The 19,876-nt window shown below is 64.8% G+C and carries 16 protein-coding genes; 12 read left to right on the top strand and 4 right to left on the bottom strand.

Annotated elements, in window-relative coordinates; genetic code table 11:
• The first annotated feature begins 28 nt into the window (after nt 1–28).
• Genes alaS through mltG form a run of 3 tightly spaced genes read left to right on the top strand, consistent with a single transcriptional unit; the run spans nt 29 to nt 4,371 of the window.
• Complete coding sequence (alaS, locus tag AC1AYN_RS04195) at nt 29–2,722, top strand: alanine--tRNA ligase (RefSeq protein WP_476532267.1); 2,694 nt, start codon at nt 29–31, stop codon at nt 2,720–2,722.
• A gap of 5 nt (nt 2,723–2,727) precedes the next feature.
• A complete protein-coding gene (ruvX, locus tag AC1AYN_RS04190) occupies nt 2,728–3,183 on the top strand; it encodes a Holliday junction resolvase RuvX (RefSeq protein WP_476501595.1) in 456 nt (151 codons plus the stop codon).
• 9 nt (nt 3,184–3,192) lie between these two features.
• On the top strand, nt 3,193–4,371 hold the full coding sequence (mltG, locus tag AC1AYN_RS04185; protein ID WP_476532265.1) for an endolytic transglycosylase MltG: 1,179 nt from the start codon (nt 3,193–3,195) through the stop codon (nt 4,369–4,371).
• Between the two features lie 64 nt (nt 4,372–4,435).
• Here mltG and AC1AYN_RS04180 read toward each other — a convergent pair whose 3' ends face one another.
• On the bottom strand, nt 4,436–4,894 hold the full coding sequence (locus tag AC1AYN_RS04180) for a prepilin peptidase (RefSeq protein WP_476532264.1): 459 nt from the start codon (nt 4,892–4,894) through the stop codon (nt 4,436–4,438).
• Between the two features lie 111 nt (nt 4,895–5,005).
• On the opposite strand from AC1AYN_RS04180, the gene aroC reads away from it, so the two are divergent.
• Genes aroC through AC1AYN_RS04155 form a run of 5 tightly spaced genes read left to right on the top strand, consistent with a single transcriptional unit; the run spans nt 5,006 to nt 11,446 of the window.
• Nucleotides 5,006–6,199 (top strand): chorismate synthase, encoded by a 1,194-nt coding sequence (gene aroC, locus AC1AYN_RS04175; protein ID WP_476532262.1) that lies wholly within the window; start codon nt 5,006–5,008, stop codon nt 6,197–6,199.
• A gap of 8 nt (nt 6,200–6,207) precedes the next feature.
• Nucleotides 6,208–7,830 carry a bifunctional shikimate kinase/3-dehydroquinate synthase gene (locus AC1AYN_RS04170; RefSeq protein ID WP_476532326.1) on the top strand — a complete coding sequence of 541 codons (1,623 nt, stop codon included), beginning with the start codon at nt 6,208–6,210 and terminating at the stop codon, nt 7,828–7,830.
• A gap of 25 nt (nt 7,831–7,855) precedes the next feature.
• The gene (gene aroQ / locus AC1AYN_RS04165) at nt 7,856–8,305 is read left to right on the top strand and encodes a type II 3-dehydroquinate dehydratase (RefSeq protein ID WP_034528071.1); all 450 of its coding nucleotides are present in this window, start codon (nt 7,856–7,858) and stop codon (nt 8,303–8,305) included.
• Nucleotides 8,306–8,336: 31 nt separating this feature from the next.
• Nucleotides 8,337–9,770, top strand: a complete 1,434-nt coding sequence (locus AC1AYN_RS04160) for a DUF2142 domain-containing protein (RefSeq protein WP_476532260.1) — start codon at nt 8,337–8,339, stop codon at nt 9,768–9,770.
• Nucleotides 9,771–9,784: 14 nt separating this feature from the next.
• Nucleotides 9,785–11,446, top strand: coding sequence for a CTP synthase (locus AC1AYN_RS04155; RefSeq protein WP_476532258.1), 1,662 nt, complete (start codon nt 9,785–9,787; stop codon nt 11,444–11,446).
• Between the two features lie 157 nt (nt 11,447–11,603).
• Here the strand turns inward: AC1AYN_RS04155 and AC1AYN_RS04150 are convergent, their stop codons facing one another.
• The 3 genes from AC1AYN_RS04150 to AC1AYN_RS04140 form a co-directional block, all read right to left on the bottom strand.
• A complete protein-coding gene (locus tag AC1AYN_RS04150; protein WP_476532256.1) occupies nt 11,604–12,527 on the bottom strand; it encodes a TraX family protein in 924 nt (307 codons plus the stop codon).
• Between the two features lie 276 nt (nt 12,528–12,803).
• A complete protein-coding gene (locus AC1AYN_RS04145; RefSeq protein ID WP_476532254.1) occupies nt 12,804–13,955 on the bottom strand; it encodes a hypothetical protein in 1,152 nt (383 codons plus the stop codon).
• A 77-nt stretch (nt 13,956–14,032) separates the two neighbouring features.
• Nucleotides 14,033–14,707: a LuxR C-terminal-related transcriptional regulator gene (locus tag AC1AYN_RS04140; protein WP_476532252.1), complete on the bottom strand. Its 675-nt coding sequence runs from the start codon at nt 14,705–14,707 to the stop codon at nt 14,033–14,035.
• A 159-nt stretch (nt 14,708–14,866) separates the two neighbouring features.
• On the opposite strand from AC1AYN_RS04140, the gene sufB reads away from it, so the two are divergent.
• From sufB to AC1AYN_RS04120, 4 genes are all read left to right on the top strand, one after another.
• The gene (gene sufB / locus AC1AYN_RS04135) at nt 14,867–16,366 is read left to right on the top strand and encodes a Fe-S cluster assembly protein SufB (protein ID WP_034528076.1); all 1,500 of its coding nucleotides are present in this window, start codon (nt 14,867–14,869) and stop codon (nt 16,364–16,366) included.
• Between the two features lie 4 nt (nt 16,367–16,370).
• A complete protein-coding gene (sufD, locus tag AC1AYN_RS04130) occupies nt 16,371–17,606 on the top strand; it encodes a Fe-S cluster assembly protein SufD (RefSeq protein WP_476501605.1) in 1,236 nt (411 codons plus the stop codon).
• A 31-nt stretch (nt 17,607–17,637) separates the two neighbouring features.
• Nucleotides 17,638–18,417, top strand: coding sequence for a Fe-S cluster assembly ATPase SufC (gene sufC / locus AC1AYN_RS04125; protein WP_476501606.1), 780 nt, complete (start codon nt 17,638–17,640; stop codon nt 18,415–18,417).
• Between the two features lie 177 nt (nt 18,418–18,594).
• The gene (locus AC1AYN_RS04120; protein WP_476532250.1) at nt 18,595–19,866 is read left to right on the top strand and encodes a cysteine desulfurase; all 1,272 of its coding nucleotides are present in this window, start codon (nt 18,595–18,597) and stop codon (nt 19,864–19,866) included.
• Nucleotides 19,867–19,876 lie beyond the last annotated feature (10 nt).

The following is a 19,876-nucleotide window of genomic DNA, read 5'->3' as shown; positions in this document are numbered from 1 at the left end:
AACACACAACAAGGAGTTCCATCCGCTTATGCGCACCTCAGAAATCGCGAAGCGCTACCTCGACTATTTCGCGGCGCACGACCACATGGTCGTCCCCTCCGCGTCGCTGATCTCACCGAACCCGACCACGCTGTTCACCATCGCCGGCATGGTCCCGTTCATCCCGTACCTCATGGGCGAGCAGACCCCGCCCCACAAGCGCATGGCCTCCAACCAGAAGTGCGTGCGCACCCTCGACATCGACGAGGTCGGCAAGACCACGCGCCACGGCACGTTCTTCCAGATGATCGGCAACTTCTCCTTCGGCGACTACTTCAAGGAGGAGGCCATCCACTACGCGTGGGAGCTGCTCACCTCCCCGCAGGACAAGGGCGGCTACGGCTTCGACCCGGAGAAGCTGTGGATGACCACGTTCACCGACGACGAGGAGGCCCGCTCCATGTGGGTCAACGAGGGCGTCGACCCCGAGCACATCCAGAAGATGGGCATGGAGGACAACTTCTGGACCACCGGCGGCCCCGGCCCCGGCGGCCCCTGCTCCGAGATCTACGTGGACCGCGGCCCCGCCTTCGGCAAGGAGGGCGGCCCGATCGCCGACGAGAACCGCTACATCGAGATCTGGGACCTCGTGTTCGAGAACTACGAGGTCGACAACGTCAAGTCCAAGACCGACCTGCACATCGTCGGCGAGCTCGAGAACAAGAACATCGACACCGGTGCTGGTCTTGAGCGCCTCGCCTACCTGCTGCAGGGCAAGAACAACATCTACGAGACCGACGAGGTCTTCCCCGTCATCGAGGCCGCCGAGCGCCTCTCCGGCCGCAAGTACGGCGAGGACGAGGCGATGGACGTCAAGTTCCGCGTCGTGGCCGACCACGTGCGCTCCGCGCTCATGATCATGTCCGACGGCGTGCGCCCGTCCAACAACGGCCGCGGCTACGTGCTGCGCCGCCTGCTGCGCCGCACCATCGAGGCCATGCGTGTGCTCGGCGTCGAGAACGAGGTGCTGCCCACCCTGTTCCCGACCTCCAAGGCCGCCATGGAGCCCAGCTACCCGGAGCTCGACAAGACCTTCCACGAGGTGAGCGAATCCGCGTACGGCGAGGAGGACGCCTTCCGCCGCACCCTCACCTCCGGCATCGAGATCCTCGACGTCGCCGTGAAGAAGGCGAAGAAGGACTCCGCCGACGGCAGGTCCGAGGCCGTCGTCTCCGGCGACGACGCGTTCAAGCTGCACGACACCTACGGCTTCCCGATCGAGCTCACGCTCGAGATGGCCGCCGACCAGGGCGTGAAGGTCGACGAGGCCAAGTTCCGCGAGCTCATGGCGGAGCAGAAGGGCCGCGCCCGCGCCGACGCGTTGAAGAAGCGCCACAACGTGGACCTGTCCGTCTACGACGACTTCAAGAAGACGCTCGTCAAGCCGATCGACTTCCTCGGCTACACCGACATGTCCGCCCGCGCCACCGTGCTCGGCATCATGCAGGAGGGCAAGGGCTCCGTGCCCGCTGTCACCGGACCGGCCAACATCGAGGTCGTGCTCGACCGCACCCCGTTCTACGCGGAGGCCGGCGGCCAGCTCGCCGACCAGGGCGAGATCCTGTCCGACGACGGCGCCGTGCTCGAGGTCGATGACGTGCAGAAGCCGATCAAGGACCTCATCGTCCACCAGTGCCGCCTGACCGAGGGCACGCTGGTCGTCGGCACTCAGGTGAACGCCAGCATCGACCTGGCCCGCCGCGGCGCCATCGCCCGTTCGCACACCGCCACGCACATGGTGCACAAGGCGCTGCGCGAGGAGCTCGGCCCGCAGGCCACCCAGCGCGGCTCCGAGGATGCCCCGAACCGTCTGCGCTTCGACTTCCAGTGGTCCAAGGCTCCGACCAAGCAGGTGATGAGCGCCGTCGAGGAGCGCGTCAACGACCGTCTGCGCGACAACCTCGTCGTCACCACCAAGGAGATGAAGTTCGACGACGCCATCGCGCTCGGCGCGATGCACCTGTTCGGCGAGAAGTACGGCGACATCGTGCGCGTCGTGTCCATCGGCGAGGACGGCTGGAGCCGCGAACTGTGCGGCGGCACCCACGTCGACCACGTCGGCAAGATCGGCGCCATCAACATCATGTCCGAATCCTCCATCGGTTCCGGCGTGCGTCGCGTCGACGCCGTGGTGGGCGCCGGTGCCTACGAGTTCAACGCCCGCGAGCACGCGCTCGTCTCCCAGCTGAGCGACAAGCTCAACGCCCGTCCGGACGAGCTCGCCGAGCGCGTCAACGCGCTGCTCGCCAAGCTCAAGGAATCCGACCGCCGTCTGGCCTCCATGTACGAGAGCCAGCTCGCCGCGGCCGTCCCGGAGCTCGTGAAGAACGCGCAGGCCTCCCAGGCCCCCGTCAAGGTCGCCGCGAAGAACGTCGGCCACTTCGGCTCGTTCGACGCGCTGCGCAAGACCGTGCTCGACGTGCGTTCCCGCCTCGGCGAGGAGTCGCCGGTCGTCGTGGCCCTCGCCGGCGTGAGCGCCGACGACAAGCCGATGGTCGCCGTCGCCACGAACGAGGCGGCGCGCAAGCTCGGCATCAAGGCGGGCGATCTCGTGCGCGGCGCCTCCAAGGTCCTCGGCGGCGGTGGCGGCGGCAAGCCGGACTTCGCCCAGGGCGGCGGTGCCGACGCGTCGAAGATCGACGACGCGATCTCCGCTCTCGAACACGAGGCGCTGAAGGGCTGAGCCGTTTGACCTGGCTTGGTATCGATCTGGGTGACGCCCGGGTCGGACTCGCGTTGTCCGACCCGGAGCTCACCCTCGCACACCCCATCGGCAACATCCAGGCGTACGGTGATTCATTCCGTGCGCTCGACGATGTGATCTACGTCATCGAGGACGAACAGGTCGACCACGTCGTCGTCGGGTTGCCCCTGCTGCTCAACGGCGATGAAGGAAAAAGCGCCAAAAAGGCGCGTCGTTGGGCCGCCAATCTCGTCAAACGCATCGAGCGTATGATTGCCGACGGCGACATACACCTCGATGCGACACCTGACGTAGAATTGCTGGACGAGCGTCTGACCACGGTGAGCGCGCATCGTCAGCTGCATGAGGCGAACATCGCCGGTCGGAGGCACCGCCCGGTGGTGGACCAACAATCCGCCGTCGTGATCCTGCAATCCGCGTTGGATCGCAAAGAGCGATAGGGAGAAGTGATGTCCGAAAGCTTCAACGATTTCTTCGAGGAGAACGCGCAGAAGGTCTCAGGCAATTCCGCCGCGCCGGCGGCCGAACCGCCCAGGCCTCCGAAATCCCGCAAGGAGATGCGCAGGCATCGTCGCAAGGGACGGCAGAAGAAGGTGATCGTCCTCGTCGCCGTCCTCGTCGTGCTCGCGCTCATCGGCGTCGGCTGCTTCTTCGGCTACCGGCGCATCGCCGCGATCCGCGCGGTCAACGCGTACAACGAGAGCATCTCCCAGGAGTTCAAAGGCAAGGCGTACGGCACCGTCTACTTCACCATCGAACAAGGGCAGGATTCGCTGACCGTCGGCAAGAACCTCGTCAAGGCGAAGATCGTCAAATCCGCCGAGACGTTCGCGGCCACGGTGTCCGCCAATTCGGCGACGCTCTACCCGGGCACGTACGAGATGCAGTACCACATGCAGTCGGCCGACGCGGTCGAGATCCTCTCCGACCAGACGAAGGCCACCGGCTTCCTCGACGTGAAGTCCGGCGAACGCGTGTCCGACGTGATCGCGAACGCCGCCCAGCTGAGCGGCATCGACGAGTCCGAATTCAAGTCCGTCGTCGACGGCGGTGGCAGCGGCATCCTGCCCGCCGAGGCGAAGGGCAAGTTCGAAGGTTGGTTCGAGCCCGGCCAGTACGACGTGAAGTCGAAGAAGTCCGCCTCCGACATCCTCAAGATGATGGTCGACAGGCGCATCGCCAAGCTCGACGATCTCGGCGTGCCGACCGGCGACGAGCGTGAGCGCATCCTCAACATCGCCTCCATCGCCGAGGCCGAGGTGAACTCGAAGGAGTACTACGGCAAGGTGACGCGCGTCATTCTCAACCGTCTGGACAAGAACATGACCCTCGGCATGGATTCGACCGTCGCCTACGGCAACAACGTGAAGTCCGCCGACATCACGCAGGCCATGCTCGACGACTCCTCGAACGCGTACAACACGCGCATCAGGAAGGGGCTGCCGCCCACGCCGATCTCCAATCCGGGCGACGACGCGATCGACGCTGCGCTCCACCCGGAGAACGGCGACTGGCTGTACTTCGTGACCGTGGACCTCCAGAGCGGCGAGACCAAGTTCACCGACAACGAGGACGAATTCGACAAGTTCGTGCAGGAGTACAAGAGCAACAACGCCGACGCGAACTGATACGCAACGCGATTGGAACCATGTGGGCTCCTTCCCGGGAAACGGGGAGGAGCCCACATCCGTATCAGGCCAGCACGGCGACGACGGCGGCCATCACAATCACCGGGACGAACGGGGCCTTGCCCGCATAGGGGGTCCCGCGCTGGGGGTCGAGACGCGTCCACGCGGCGACGAACACCAGACCCAGCACACCCATCGCGAGCCACCAGACGGCCACATGGACCAGTCCGTATGCGCCGACGGCGAGCCCCGACGGCAGCATCGCCGTCACGTCGCCGAGCCCCAGCGCCCCCGGTTTCGCCAGGGCGAGCAGCAGCTGGACGCCCGCGCACAGGGCCGTGAACAGCAGCGCCTGCAGCACGGTGAAGAAATCATTGGCCATCGCCGCCCACACGAGATCCGCGGCGAGCTGCAACCCGCATCCGGCAGCCACCCACGTGCGCGGCACGCGCCGCCGGCGCACGTCCTCGACGGCGAGGGCGATGCCGCAAATGAGACCGGGCAGACAATACAGGTATGGCATGCCTTAACATTAACCCCTAGTTGCAAAACGCGAGAGCCGCCCACGCCGCGGCCACGGGCCATGTCCCGACTGGCGGCGAGGCGGCGTACGACCATGGAGGAGCGAGAGAGTATGTTGCGTTGGCAGACGGCGGGGGAGTCGCATGGCGAGGCGTTGGTCGCGATGATCGAGGGGCTGCCCGCGGGGGTGTCCGTCACCAGCCAGGACGTGGTGGACGCGCTGGCGCGCCGCCGACTCGGCTATGGCCGCGGCGCGCGCATGAAGTTCGAGCAGGACAAGGTGAGGCTGCTGACCGGAGTGCGTCACGGCTCCACGCTCGGCGGCCCGATCGCCGTCGAGATCGCCAACACCGAATGGCCGAAGTGGACCGAGGTGATGAGCGCCGACCCGCTCGACCATGAGATTCCGCGCGAGGGCCGCAACGCGCCGCTGAGCCGTCCGCGCCCCGGCCATGCCGATCTGACCGGCATGCGCAAGTACGGCTTCGACGACGCCCGTCCGGTGCTTGAACGCTCCAGCGCGCGCGAGACCGCCTCGCGCGTCGCGCTCGGCTCGATCGCGGCGAAGTTCCTGGAGCAGGCGTTCGGCATCCGCACCGTCGCCCACGTGATCTCCATCGGCGGGGCCGGCATCGAGGACGCCGACGACGCCGCGCTGCCCACCCCGGACGACGTCGCCGCGCTCGACGCCTCCCCGGTGCGCACGCTCGACAAGGCCGCGGAGCAGCGCATGATCGAACGCATCGACGAGATCAAGGCGAACGCCGACACGGTCGGCGGCGTCATCGAGGTCATCGCCTACGGCGTGCCCGCGGGCATCGGCACCTACGTGGAATCCGACCGTCGTCTCGACGCCGCCCTCGCCTCCGCCGTCATGGGCATCCAGGCCATCAAGGGCGTCGAGATCGGCGACGGCTTCCTCGAGGCCGTGCGCCCCGGCTCCGCCGCGCACGACGAGATGGTGCCCGGCGAGGACGGCCGCATCACCCGCCTCACCAACCGCGCCGGCGGCATCGAAGGCGGCATGTCCAACGGACAGCCGATCCGCGTTCGCGCTGCCATGAAGCCGATTCCGTCCATCCCGCGCGCCCTGCGCACCGTGGACGTCGCCAACGGCGAGGCGGCGCAGGCCATCAACCAGCGTTCCGACTCGACCGCCGTGCCCGCCGCATCGGTCGTCGCCGAGGCCATGGTGCGTCTCACGCTCGCCAAGTACGCGCTGGAGAAGTTCGGCGGCGACAGCGTCGCCGAAACGCGCCGCAACTGCGAGAACTACCTCGCCTCCTGGCCGGAGCACATGAGGTGAGGCGCGGCATCATCCGCCCGAAAGCCGTCATCATCGGCATGATGGGCGCCGGCAAGACCCGCGTCGGCAAGGAGGTGGCGCACCTCATGCACCTGTCGTTCGCCGACGCCGACATCGAGATCGAACGCGAGGTCGGGATGAAGATCCCCGCCTACTTCGAACGGTACGGCGAACCCGCGTTCCGCGAGGTGGAGGCCGACCTCATCGCCGACTATCTGGAGGACTTCGACGGCATCTTCTCCCTCGGCGGGGGAGCGCCGATGACCCCGTCCACGCAGGACGCGTTGGCCGACTACATCGCCGACGGAGGCCGCGTCGTCTACCTTGACGCCGATCCGCACGAGGCGATGGAACGCGCCAACCGCGGTGGTGGCCGCCCCATGCTCAACGGCGACGCGAACGCGCGCTGGAGGAAACTGTACAAACAGCGCGACCCCGTGTTCCGCGAGGTCGCGAACGTGCATGTACGCACGCGCAGACAGACGCCGCAGATGGCGGCGAGGAAGGTGATGGACATGATCGGCGAACGCACGGTCCACGTGACCGGCAGCGGCATCGAACCATACGATGTGGTGATCGGCGAAGGGGCGATGAACCATCTCGCCGACGTGCTGGGGGACAAGGTCGCCAAGGTCGCGCTCATCCACACGCAGCCCGTGCAGCGCCACTCCGACCGTGCACGCACCCTGCTGCGCCAGGGCGGCTACGACGTCGTCGACATCGTCGTGCCCGACGCCGAGGCCGGCAAGACCGTCGACGTGGCGAACGGCGTGTGGACGCGCCTCGGCGACGAAGGCTTCACCCGCTCCGACGCGATCGTCGGCGTGGGCGGGGGAGCGGCCACCGACCTGGCCGGTTTCATCGCCGCCACGTGGATGCGCGGCATCCGCTACGTGAACTGCCCGACCTCGCTGCTCGCCATGGTCGATGCCTCCACCGGCGGCAAGACCGGCATCAACACCGAGGCCGGCAAGAACCTCGTCGGCTCGTTCTACACGCCGGCCGGTGTGCTCGCCGACACGAAGACGCTCGCCTCGCTGCCGAACGACATCTTCATCGAAGGTCTCGGCGAAGTCGCGAAATCCGGTTTCATCGAGGACACGGAGATCCTGCGCATCCTCGAAGAGCACGCCGACGAGCTGCGCGCGTTCGACGGCGCGACGTTCCTCGGCTCCGGGCTGGAGGACGTGGTCGGCGAGCTCATCGAACGCACCGTCACCGTGAAGGTGCACCACGTGTCCGCCGACCTCAAGGAGAAGGGCAAGCGCGAGTTCCTCAACTACGGGCATACGCTCGGCCACGCCATCGAGAAGCTCGAGCACTTCCGCTGGAGGCATGGCAACGCCGTCGCCGTGGGCTGCGTGTACGCGGCCGAACTCGCCCACCAGCTCGGCTATATCGACCAGGAGCTCGTCGACTACCATCGCGCGCTGCTCAGCTCGCTCGGACTGCCGATCTCGTGGAACGGCGGCTCGTTCGACGACGTGCTCGCGCTCATGCACAAGGACAAGAAGGCCCGCGGCAACAAGCTGCGCTTCGTCGTCCTCGACGGCACGCCCGGCCATATGATCCACCTCGAGGATCCGCCGGCCGACGCCGTGCGCGAGGCGTTCCGCCGCATCCAGCACTGAACCGTCCGAAGGAGGAGAGAGAACCATGTCCACCAAAGTCATCGTCGTCAACGGACCGAACCTCGGTCGCCTCGGCGTGCGCCAGCCCGACGTGTACGGCCGTCAGGACCTCGCCGAGCTGCGTCGCCTGTGCACCGCATGGGGCGCCGAACTCGGCCTCGAGGTCGAGGTGCGCCAGACCGACGACGAATCCGAGATGGTGCATTGGATGCACCAGGCCGCCGACGAGAAGACGCCGGTCGTCATGAACCCGGCCGCGTTCACGCACTACTCGTACGCGCTGGCCGACGCCGCGCACATGGTCGGCGACGCTGGCCTGCCGCTCATGGAGGTGCACATCTCCAACCCGTCCGCGCGCGACGAGTTCCGCAAGCGCTCCGTGATCTCCCCGGTCGCCACCGGCACCATCACCGGCATGGGCTTCTACGGCTACAAGCTGGCGCTCGACGCCGTCGCCCACATCGTCAACGGCTGATTTCCGGATCGTCCCAGGAACCTTTCCGTATATGAGTCGTACCGACGAATCGAAACATACCGGCGGCGGGAACGGCAGGGCATGGTTCACGACGCTGCGTGCCGTCATGCCCGTCGTCGTCGCCATAGGCACCCTGCTCATCGGCGGACTGTTCATGACGCACATGCCGCCATGGCGCATTCCCGACATCTGGTCTCACGTCTACCGGGTGGACGGCATCCTCAACGGCGACGTGCTCGCCCGGCCGGTCGAATCGATGAGCTACCTGCACCACCGCGACGGCAACGTGGGCGGACACGTCGACTGGGAGTGGATCGAGTTTTCGCTGGAACGCGACGAAGGGCACGATCCCACGATCATCCTCCCCGACACGATCACCGTCTCGGACGCCTCCGGTGCCGACGTGCCGTACAACAACACGGCCACGAACTCGCCGGCGGCCTATCTGCCGCAGCTCGCCGGATTCGCGTTGGGAAGGGCGCTGGGGCTCACCGCTGGCGCGACCTACCTGCTCGCCGAGACGATCATGCTCGTCGTGTACGCCGGTTGCGCCGCGGCGGCCGTCGCCCTGCTGCCCAAGTGGAGGATTCTCGTCGGACTGGTCATGCTGTGCCCGGTGCTGCTCTACCGCTACTCGTTCGCCATATCCGCCGACTCGCTGACCCAGGCGTTGACGTTCCTGCTCTCCTGCATGCTGCTGCGCATGCTGCACCGGCGCGCGGCCGTCGCGGGTCATGCCGCGACGGCCGTCGTGTGCGTGCTGCTCGCGATGTGCAAGTTCATCTACGCGCCGCTCGTGCTGCTCGCATTGCCGGCCGCGTGGGCGGCATCGCACGGCATCGGGTCCGCCCCACGTGACGCCGATTGCGACGAGGCCGCGTCGTCGGTCCCGTCGCAATCGACGTCCCGCTCCGGTCTTCCCATCGCGGCGGCCGGCGTCGTCGTCTCGATGGCATGGCTCGCCGTGTGGATGAGGCTCACCGGATGGTTCGTCACGACGCCGATGATGGTCCCCTACGCCGAGATGGAGCAACGCAAGCATGCGATGCTCACCGACCCACAGGCGCTGCTGGCGACGCTCAAGGCGATCGGACTGTCCGTCGTCACCGGGCGGGCGAACCTCGAGAGGCCCGTGGACACGTGGCTCATCCGCTGTTGCTGGGCGGCGATGCTGGCCATGGTGGTCGTGCTCGCCATAGCTACCGCGCGCCGGGCCATGGACGCGCGGGAGACGGTGTTCTGGTGGTGCACGTCGGCCGTGATGGTCGGCATCGCGCTGCTCACCTATCTGGCGTTGTGGCTCCAGTACACGCCGGCAGGCTCCGTCATGGTCGAGGGCATGCAGCACCGGTACTTCCTGCCGTTGACGGTTCTCGGCGTGCTGTGCGTCGCCGAAAGCGCGTCGCACCTGAAGCGGCGTACGGCGATGCCTCCGGAGCGAACACGCCGGGTCACATGCGCGTGATAGAGTGAAATTCCATGGTTAGAAGAACACATGGCAATTCGCAAGAGCACGTCACCAAGCACATCTTCGTCACCGGCGGCGTGGTCTCCTCCCTCGGCAAAGGCCTGACGGCGTCCTCGCTCGGCCGTCTGCTGCGTTCCCGCGGTCTGCATGTGCTGCAGCAGAAGCTCGACCCGTACATCAACGTGGATCCGGGCACGATGAACCCGTTCCAGCACGGCGAGGTGTACGTGACCGAGGACGGCGCCGAGACGGATCTCGACATCGGCCACTACGAGCGCTTCCTCGATGTGTTCCTTTCGCAGAAGGCGAACGTCACCACCGGCCAGATCTACCAGGAGGTGCTGCGCAAGGAGCGCGCCGGCGAGTACCTTGGCCAGTGCGTGCAGGTCATCCCGCACATCACCAACGAGATCAAGTCCCGCATGCGCGCCCAGGCGGCGGACGACGTGGACGTGATCATCACCGAGATCGGCGGCACCGTCGGCGACATCGAATCCCAGCCGTTCCTCGAGGCGGCCCGCGAGGTGCGCCGCGAGCTTGGCCAGGAGAACTGCATGTTCGTGCACGTCTCCCTCGTGCCGTACATCTCCGCCGCCCACGAGCTCAAGACCAAGCCGACCCAGCATTCCGTGATGATGCTGCGCCAGCTGGGCATCACGCCGGACGCGCTCGTGCTGCGCTCCGACCGTCCGCTCAACCAGTCCATCAAGGACAAGATCTCCCTCATGTGCGACGTGGACGCGGAGGGCGTGGTCAACTGCGTGGACGCGCCCAGCATCTACGACGTGCCGAAGATCCTGTTCAACGAGGGTCTCGACGCCTACGTGGTGCGCGAGCTCGGACTGCCGTTCCACGACGTCGACTGGGACGAGTGGGCGGACCTGCTCGAGCGCGTCCACCACCCGAAGCACGAGGTCAACATCGCGATCGTCGGCAAGTACATCGACCTGCCGGACGCCTACCTGTCCGTCACCGAGGCCATCAAGGCTGGCGGCTTCGCCAACTGGGCGAAGGTGAACGTCAAGTGGGTGGCGGCCGACCGCTGCGAGACCGAGGAGGGCGCGGCCGCCGCGCTCGACCAGGTCGACGGCATCGTCGTGCCCGGCGGCTTCGGCATCCGCGGCATCGACGGCAAGATCGGCGCCCTCAAGTTCGCCCGCGAGCACAAGCTGCCTGCGCTCGGCCTGTGCCTGGGCCTGCAGTCCATGGTCATCGAATACGCCCGCCACATGCTCGGCATCGAAGACGCGAACTCCACCGAGTTCGAGCCGGACTGCGTCAACCCGGTCATCGCCACGATGGAGGAGCAGAAGGACATCGTCGCCGGCAAGGGCGACATGGGCCACACCATGCGTCTCGGCTCCTACCCGGCCGACCTCGAGGAGGGTTCGCTGGTCGCCGAGCTGTACGGCTCCACGCACGTCACCGAACGCCACCGCCACCGCTACGAGGTGAACGTGGCCTACAAGGATCGTCTGCGCGAAGGCGGCCTGCGGATCTCCGGCCAGAGCCCGGACGGCGAGCTCACCGAATTCGTCGAGCTGCCGCAGGAGGTTCACCCGTTCTACGTGGCCACCCAGGCGCACCCGGAGTTCAAGAGCCGCCCGACCAAGCCGCACCCGCTGTTCGCCGGCCTCGTCAAGGCCGCGCTCGACCACCAGCGCGAACGCTGAACGGTCTGTTTTCGGCGCTCGTCTGAGCGATTGATGCGATGACCGGTGTGGGTGGCCATCTCCTATAGGGATGGCCACCCACACCGGTCATCGTCTTTATGAAGGTCGTCTTTCTGACGGCGACATGGAGGTGAGGGAGATGATTATTCGGTGTGTATCAGAACAGCATATAGTTGTTTAACGCTATGCCGGTAAGGAACAGCACGATGATGTGTGCAGGGTAAAAAATATAGAAAAACCATTTGACGTTCGGACCGCGTCGATGATTGTACAGCAGCATGAACGGCAGGGAAAAAATCATCATCCACTGGTAGTTGACGGTGATTGCCGAACGTCCCAGTATGACGGGGTTGAAACCAAGCGTATTCATAACGAAATTGGTGGTCATGAATACCGTTCCATCGTCGTCCGGGAAGGCAAGGGTAATCTTCGCCATCAGTATGGACAGTATAGGCGTCGCCATCAACACGATATAGATGAGAACCAAGCTCCCGAAGACCAGCGACAGACGGACTCTATTGTTCCGAACCGCCCAGAGGGACACGCCGACGATGATGAAGTACAATCCTCCATCCATTCCGATGATCGTGCCGCTGACCGCCTGGATCATGTACGGTATCCCGTATCGCCCTAATGGTTCGTCCAAAGACTCGAGCATGCGGCCGACGAATGGCAAAGCCGCGGCGAGAATCACCTGTATCAGTACATATAACGCCATATGGCCCAGTCTTTTTCGCGCGTCGGATGCCGACAGGAGACAGATGATGAGACATGTGTGGAACAATGTACGGAAGATGTTGGCGTCGATGGGAATGGCCCCAAACGTATAAGGAAGCACATCCAGCAAGGCATATGACAGGAACTGGATGATGGACATGATGACGCTCGCGATGTACAGACGCATGAGGAACCGGCGTCTGTTGCTGGTATACATGCAGCTCCACCCGATGAGGAAAAGAAAGATTGGAAAGGCGAGACGGCCGATCCAATGCATCCACACCGGCATTCCCGGAAGATACAGTGCGACATGGTCGATGAGCATGAACACGCATGCCAGAATCTTGAGTTGGAAGCTCGTCATGGTTCATCCCGTTCGCATATGGGTTTATCGATTTCGTCGATGAAACCGTGGGCCGGTGCAATCCGCTTAATTTCAATATTAGATCAATATTTGGTGGCATCGTCTAAAAGACGATAGGGCCATCAGCCTATAAAGTTGGTACGAGGAAAGGGGTTGTCATGCGATTGATATCAGGCATCATGATTGCTGTGGTCCTTATGGTCGGTCAGCACGCCCCTTCGCATCAACGGATGGAAACGGTGAATACGTCGATATCCATGCAGACGGTGGTGGGATTCAGTTGTCCGCCATGGTTCGCATGGTTCTGCAATTGGTAGTATGAGAAAGAGGGATACGCGCACGCACAATCCAATTCTCTTCCTCTTTGCGCGTCTCAAGAGAACCTCCGAACGCATGGATGCGTTTTGCGTGGAGGGACAGACCTCTGCCGCGGTGCGGCCACATCCGCGATTCATTCCTGATGATATTGAACTGCTCCACACACAGCACCGAGTTCTCGATCTCCACGTGCATGTAGTAGGCGTCATCGCCCCGGGCGCCGTATACGGCAATGTTCGAATATAGTTGATTCAGGAAGTCCGAGATTTCCTGAATGATATCGGACGGAACGGTACGCATATCTGATGCCGTTTCACTTTCACCCTGCATCGCGCTGTGCCCGTATATGCCGATGCTGCGCAGTTCCGCATCATTGCTCTCCATGATGCCGTGCACCATATCCGCAATGGTGAGCGTTGCATCGTCGTGTGCGGACTTCGCATTTCGGTCGGTTTCAAGGGCGTCTATCACCTTGCGCACGTCGGCCAACGTGGATTGCGCGGTGGATTGGATGAGTGCCAGATTGGCCTGCCTCTCATCCGGAGGGCAATCCATGCACTGATTCGCCAGAATCGTAATGAGCGCGAGCCCACGCGTCGTGGAGTCATGGATGCGGCTCGCCAACTCGATATCCCGTCGCAGCAGATCGCGTTCACGTTTCGCATTCGCCGTCTCAAGGGCCTTCTGCCGCAGGATGTCGGCCGATCGATGCTCCGCTATGGCGTATCCGACGACGATCATGATGATGCAGCTTGCATTGAAGGTTCCTATCCCGGAAAGACTCCAACCGCTGGTGCCATGAAGATGCCACATACCCGTCATAGCTGCGGCCTGGACGAGAATCGTCATGGCCGCCGCCAGGAGATGACGACCATATCCGAGCAAGCCGAAGGCCAGCCAGACATTCCAGAACTGCATGGGGAAATCGGCATCCGGAACGCAGCCGAGAACGATGGACAGCGATAAAATCGTCGTTCCACAGAGGAATGGATTCCAGTACATTCCGATCAGCAGACCGATATAGACGGCGAAGATGGTCAGCGGCATGAGCCCGCCATCCCCATCGGCCATTCCCTGGATGCAGGTGCAGCATACGGCGATGGCTATCATCGCCGCCGTACGGGGACGCCTGATTAGCTTTGTGGGTTCATGCCCTATTCCGGCGGAAGATAAGGATGGAACGCGCATCATCGCCCTCTTCTGATTTCGGACCATACCCTGACGGCCTGCAGCTTGTTGCGTACCTGTAGCTTTTCGATGGCGTGGCGGATATGGGTTTTCACCGTTGATTCGGAAACCGACATCTTCAGGGACACCTCCTTGGCCGTCAATCCCTCGATGGTCCAATCCATGGCTTCGGCCTCCCTGGAGGACAACGATTGTGGAACAGACGATTCGCCGTCGGGGTATTCGACGACCGCGGCTGCCGGTGGCGACATCCGATCGGGGGCCGGGCTGAGGTCTCCGGATACGCAATCGCGTAGGCAGCAGAGCAGTCCGGCGATATCGGACTTGTCCAACAGAATCCCGGCTCCCGCCCTTTGGGCGGAAGCCCTGTAACGGTTCAGGGAATGCGAGGTCATCGCCAACAACATGATCCGTGATGAGAAACGCCGGATCCTCTCCAACACCGACGCCCCGTCCACATCATCCATACCCATGTCGACCAGTACCGCATCCGGTCTGCTCCGTTCATCCACACACAGATCGATGGCCGTTTCGCCGGATCTCGTCGTCCACGCCACGGACACGCCCTCACCTGCGAGACGCTGCGTGATGAGCGCATGCAACGCCGCAAGGGTCAATGCGTCGTCGTCGACGAGCCCTATGCGGTAGCCTGTTCCTTTTTGTGCACCCGGCATCGTTACCTCCCCTCCATCTCATTATGGCCTTGTGCCGGGGAACAATCGCCCGTAACCAAGCTCACGTTCATCCATAGCCGACATGCGGTGTCGGTCGTGGAGTTCGCGCATGGGTTCTGCTACGTTGACGTAGGAATGTTGTGACCAACGGAAGGCAGGATGGTGAGCGAAACACAAGCGCCAAACGCCGCCGCTGACGTGGAGATGAGCCAGTACGTGGCCGATCGCTCCCGCGTCAACGAGGAGAAGATCAGACAGGATGACGAGATCATCCAGCAGTTCGGCGACTACAGCTACGGCTGGCATGATTCCGACGCGGCCGGCGAGGCCGCCAAGCGAGGCATCGACGAACAGGTCGTGCGCGACATCAGCGCCGACAAGGGCGAACCCGAGTGGATGCTCGACATGCGTCTGCGCGGCTTCAAGGCGTTCCTCGACAAGCCGATGCCCAAGTGGGGCGTCGACCTGTCGGGCTTCAACGCGGACGATTTCAAGTACTACGTCAAGCCGATCGAGAAGCAGGCGAAGTCGTGGGAGGAGCTGCCGGACGACATCCGCAACACCTACGACCGCCTCGGCATCCCGGAGGCGGAGAAGAACCGCCTCGTCTCCGGCGTGGCCGCCCAGTACGAGTCCGAGGTCATCTACAACTCCATCCAGGAGGACCTGAAGAAGCAGGGCGTCATCTTCGTCGACACGGACACCGCCGTGCGCGAATACCCCGATCTCGTCAGGAAGTACTTCGGCACCGTCGTGCCGCCGGAGGACAACAAGTTCGGCGCGCTCAACACCGCCGCATGGTCCGGCGGCTCGTTCGTATACGTGCCGAAGGGCGTGCACGTGGACATCCCGCTGCAGGCGTACTTCCGCATCAACACGCCCGCCATGGGCCAGTTCGAGCGCACGCTCATCATCGCGGACGAAGGCTCCTACGTGCATTACGTGGAGGGCTGCACCGCCCCGATCTGGTCCGAGGACTCGCTGCACGCCGCCATCGTCGAGATCATCGTCGAGAAGCACGCGCGCGTGCGCTACACCACCGTGCAGAACTGGTCGAACAACGTCTACAACCTCGTCACCCAGCGCGCCTACGTGCGCGAGGGCGGCACGATGGAATGGGTGGACGGCAACATCGGCTCCAAGGCCACGATGAAGTACCCCGCCTGCATCCTCGCCGAGCCGTACGCGAAGGCCAGCACCATGTCGCTCGGCTTCGCCGGCAAGGGCCAGTACCAGGACACGGGCGCGAAGATGATCCACCTCGCCCCGCACACCAGCTCCACGATCGTCGCCAAGTCCATCTCGCGCGGCGGCGGCCGTTCCGCCTATCGCGGCCTGGTCAAGATCGTCAAGGGCGCGGAGGGCTCCTCCAACTCGACCGTGTGCGACGCGCTGCTCGTCGACGATTTCAGCCGCTCCGACACGTACCCGCATGTGGACGTGCGCGAGGACGACGTCTCCATGGCCCACGAGGCCACCGTCTCCAAGATCTCCGAGGACCAGCTGTTCTACCTGATGAGCCGCGGCCTGTCCGAGGAGGAGGCGCAAGGCATGATCGTGCGCGGCTTCGTCGAGCCGATCAGCCGTGAGCTGCCGATGGAATACGCGCTCGAACTCAACAGACTCGTCGAACTGCAGATGGAAGGATCGGTGGGCTGATCCCATGGCCGAAACCGAAAACAAGGCGGCGGAACTGAACATCCCGGTCGCCGACCCGAACGACCCGTACAAGATTCCGGCGGCCATGCCGTCGAGCGCCGACCGCGCGCCCCGCTCCTTCGAGGTGTCCGCGTTCCCGGTGCCCGCGCGCGACCAGGAGGACTGGCGATACACGCCGATCGACCGCATCGGCGAGTTCTTCGACGTGTTCAAGCCTTCCGGCGAGACCGAGATCGAAGTGTCGATGATCGACGGCTCGCCGCTGGCCGAAGGCGTCACGCTCAGCCAGGTCAGGCTCGGCGAGGGGGCGTCCGGCACCGTCTCCAAGCCGAACGACCGCGTGTCCGCCGTCGAATGGAACTCCGGCTCCACGGCGACGATCCTGCGCCTCGACGGCGAGATCGCCCAGCCGGTGCTCGTCAAGGTGCACGGCGCCGGCGAGGACCTCGACGCGTTCCACCTCGTCATCGACGCCGCGGACCGCGCGCACGCCGACGTGGTCGTCGAACACGACGGCGACGCCCGCCTCGCCGAGGGCGTCGAGGTCACGACCGGCAGGGACTCGCACGTCTCCACGACGTTCATCCAGGAGTGGGACCGCACGGCCAAGCACGTCGGCAACCACCGCATCCACGTCGGCGAGGGCGCGTCCCTGCGCCACTCCGTCGTCACGCTCGGCGGCGACGTGGTGCGCATCCGCATGGACCAGGACTTCGGCGGCGAGCAGGGCGAGCTCAACATGCTCGGCATCTACTTCGTCGACCCGGGCGAGCACATCGAACACCGCACGATGGTCGTGCACAACCATCCCGACTGCCGCAGCCGCGTCGTCTACAAGGGCGCGCTCGACGGCAAGGGCGCGCACTCCACGTGGGTGGGCAACGCCCTGATCGAGCCGACCGCCCCCGGCACCGACTCCTACGAGCTCAACCGCAACCTCGTGCTCACGCCGGGCGCCATCGCCGACTCCGAGCCGAACCTCGAGATCGAGAACGGCAACATCATCGGCGCCGGCCACGCCTCCTCGGTGGGCCGCTTCGACGACGAGGAGCTGTTCTACCTCGAATCGCGCGGCATCCCGGAGGCCGAGGCGCGCAAGCTCGTTGTGCGCGGCTTCTTCGGCGAACTCGTCGAGGAGATCGGCATCCCCGCCGTCTCCGACCATCTCATGGACGTCATCGACCGCCGCCTGGCGCGCGGCGAGGACGCGGCCATGGCGCAGGTGCTGGAAGACAAGTAACCCAAGACTTTTCGGACTGTTAGGAGAACCAATGTCCACTCTCGAAATCAAGGACCTCTACGTCCACGTCGAAACCAAGGAAGGCACCAAGCAGATCCTCAAGGGAGCCTCCCTGACCGTCAACTCCGGCGAGACCCACGCCATCATGGGCCCCAACGGCTCCGGCAAGTCCACGCTCGCCTACACGCTGGCCGGCCACCCCAAGTACGTGGTCGACTCCGGCGAGGCGCTGCTCGACGGCCAGGACATCCTCAAGATGACCCCGGACGAGCGCGCCAAGGCGGGCCTGTTCCTCGCCATGCAATACCCGGTCGAGGTGCCCGGCGTCTCGATGACCAACTTCCTCAGGACCGCGAAGACCGAGGTCGACGGCGAGGCGCCGTCCATCCGCACGTGGACCAAGGAGCTGTCCCAGGCGATGAAGCGCCTCAAGATGGATCCGAAGTTTGCCACGCGCTCCGTCAACGAGGGCTTCTCCGGCGGCGAGAAGAAGCGTGCCGAGGTGCTGCAGCTCGAACTGCTCAAGCCGAAGTTCGCCATCCTCGACGAGACCGACTCCGGCCTCGACGTGGACGCGCTGCGCATCGTGTCCGAGGGCGTGAACCGCGCCAAGGAGGCCAACCAGTTCGGCATTCTCATGGTCACGCACTACACGCGCATCCTCAAGTACATCAAGCCGGACATCGTGCACGTGTTCGCCGACGGCCACTTCGTGAAGACCGGCGGCCCGGAGCTGGCCGACGAGCTTGAGGAGAACGGCTACGACGCGTACCTGCCGGAAGGGGCGGACTCCGAGTCCGCACTCGCCTGACGTCCGACGGACGGTTCCATCCGGCTTCTTCACGGTTCCGGCGGAGCCGTGGGAGTCGGCGGAACGCATACCGTGACACGCTCCGGGCCGCTCCGGCCGAGTCTTTACGGTCTCGACATGCGTTCCGCCGACTCCCACTCACTTGCATGTGAATGTCACGAAATGGGGGAAATGACAATGGTTGATTTCACAGCGATCAGGGACGAGTTCCCGATTCTGGACCAGGAGATCCACGGGCATCCGCTCGTGTACCTCGACTCGGCGGCCACCTCGCAGAAGCCGCAATGCGTGATCGACGCGGAGAGCGACTTCTACCGCACGATCAACGCGGGCGTGCACCGCGGCGCCCACGAGCTCGCGGCGCGATCCACGGTGGCGTTCGAGGAGGCGCGCGCGAAGGTCGCGCGTCTCGTCGGCGCGAACGCCGAAGAGGGCAACGAGGAGATCGTCGTCACCGGCGGTGCCACGGCGGGACTGAACCTGCTGGCCACCGCGTTCGGCAACGCGTCGCTCGGCCGTGGGGGAGCGGCTGCCAAGCGCTTCGCGTTGAAGCCGGGCGACGAGATCGTCGTCTCGAAGGCGGAGCACCATTCGGTGCTGCTGCCGTTCCAGGAGCTCGCCTACCGCACCGGCGCCACGTTCAAGTGGATCGACCTGACCGAGGACGGCCGCGTGCGCACCGACGATCTCGACGAGGTCATCACCGAACGCACGAAGGTCGTGGCCGTCACGCACGTGGGCAACACGACCGGCGCGATCACCGACATCGCCCCGATCGTCGCCCGCGCGCACGCCGTGGGCGCCGTGTTCATCCTCGACGCCTGCCAGTCGGTGCCGCATCTCAAGGTCGATTTCCACGCGCTGGACGTCGACTTCGCCGCATGGAGCGCGCACAAGATGTACGGGCCCACCGGCGTCGGCTTCCTGTACGGCAGGCGCGAGCTGCTCGAGGCGCTGCCGCCGGCCAACTTCGGCGGATCGATGGTCGAGCTCGCATGGATGGACCAGCCGGCCCAGTACATGGAGCCGCCGGCCCGCTTCGAGGCCGGCACGCAGCCGGTCGCGCAGGTCGTGGCCGCCGGCGTCGCAGCCGAATGGATGATGAACGTCGGACTCGAGAACATCGAGGCGCATGAGCGCACGATCGCCGCCGAACTGCTCAAGCTCGGCGACATCGACGGCATCCGCATCCTGGGCCCCCGCGAGAACGTGGACCGCATCGGCACCGTCGCGTTCGACGTCGAAGGCGTGCACCCGCACGACGTCGGCCAGTACATCGACGCGCAGGGCATCGCCATCCGCGTCGGCCACCACTGCGCCCAGCCCGTGCACCGCCACTTCGGCCTGTACGCCTCCAACCGCGCCTCGTCCGGCGTGTACAACACCGTCGAGGACGCGCGGGCGCTCGTCGAGGCCGCGAAGGGCATCAGGAAGTTCTTCGGCGCCTGACGGCACCTGA

This window comes from Bifidobacterium sp. LH_413 (assembly GCF_056357015.1).
Note: the sequence above shows the minus strand (reverse complement) of the source record. Positions and strands in the feature narration are given on the sequence as shown.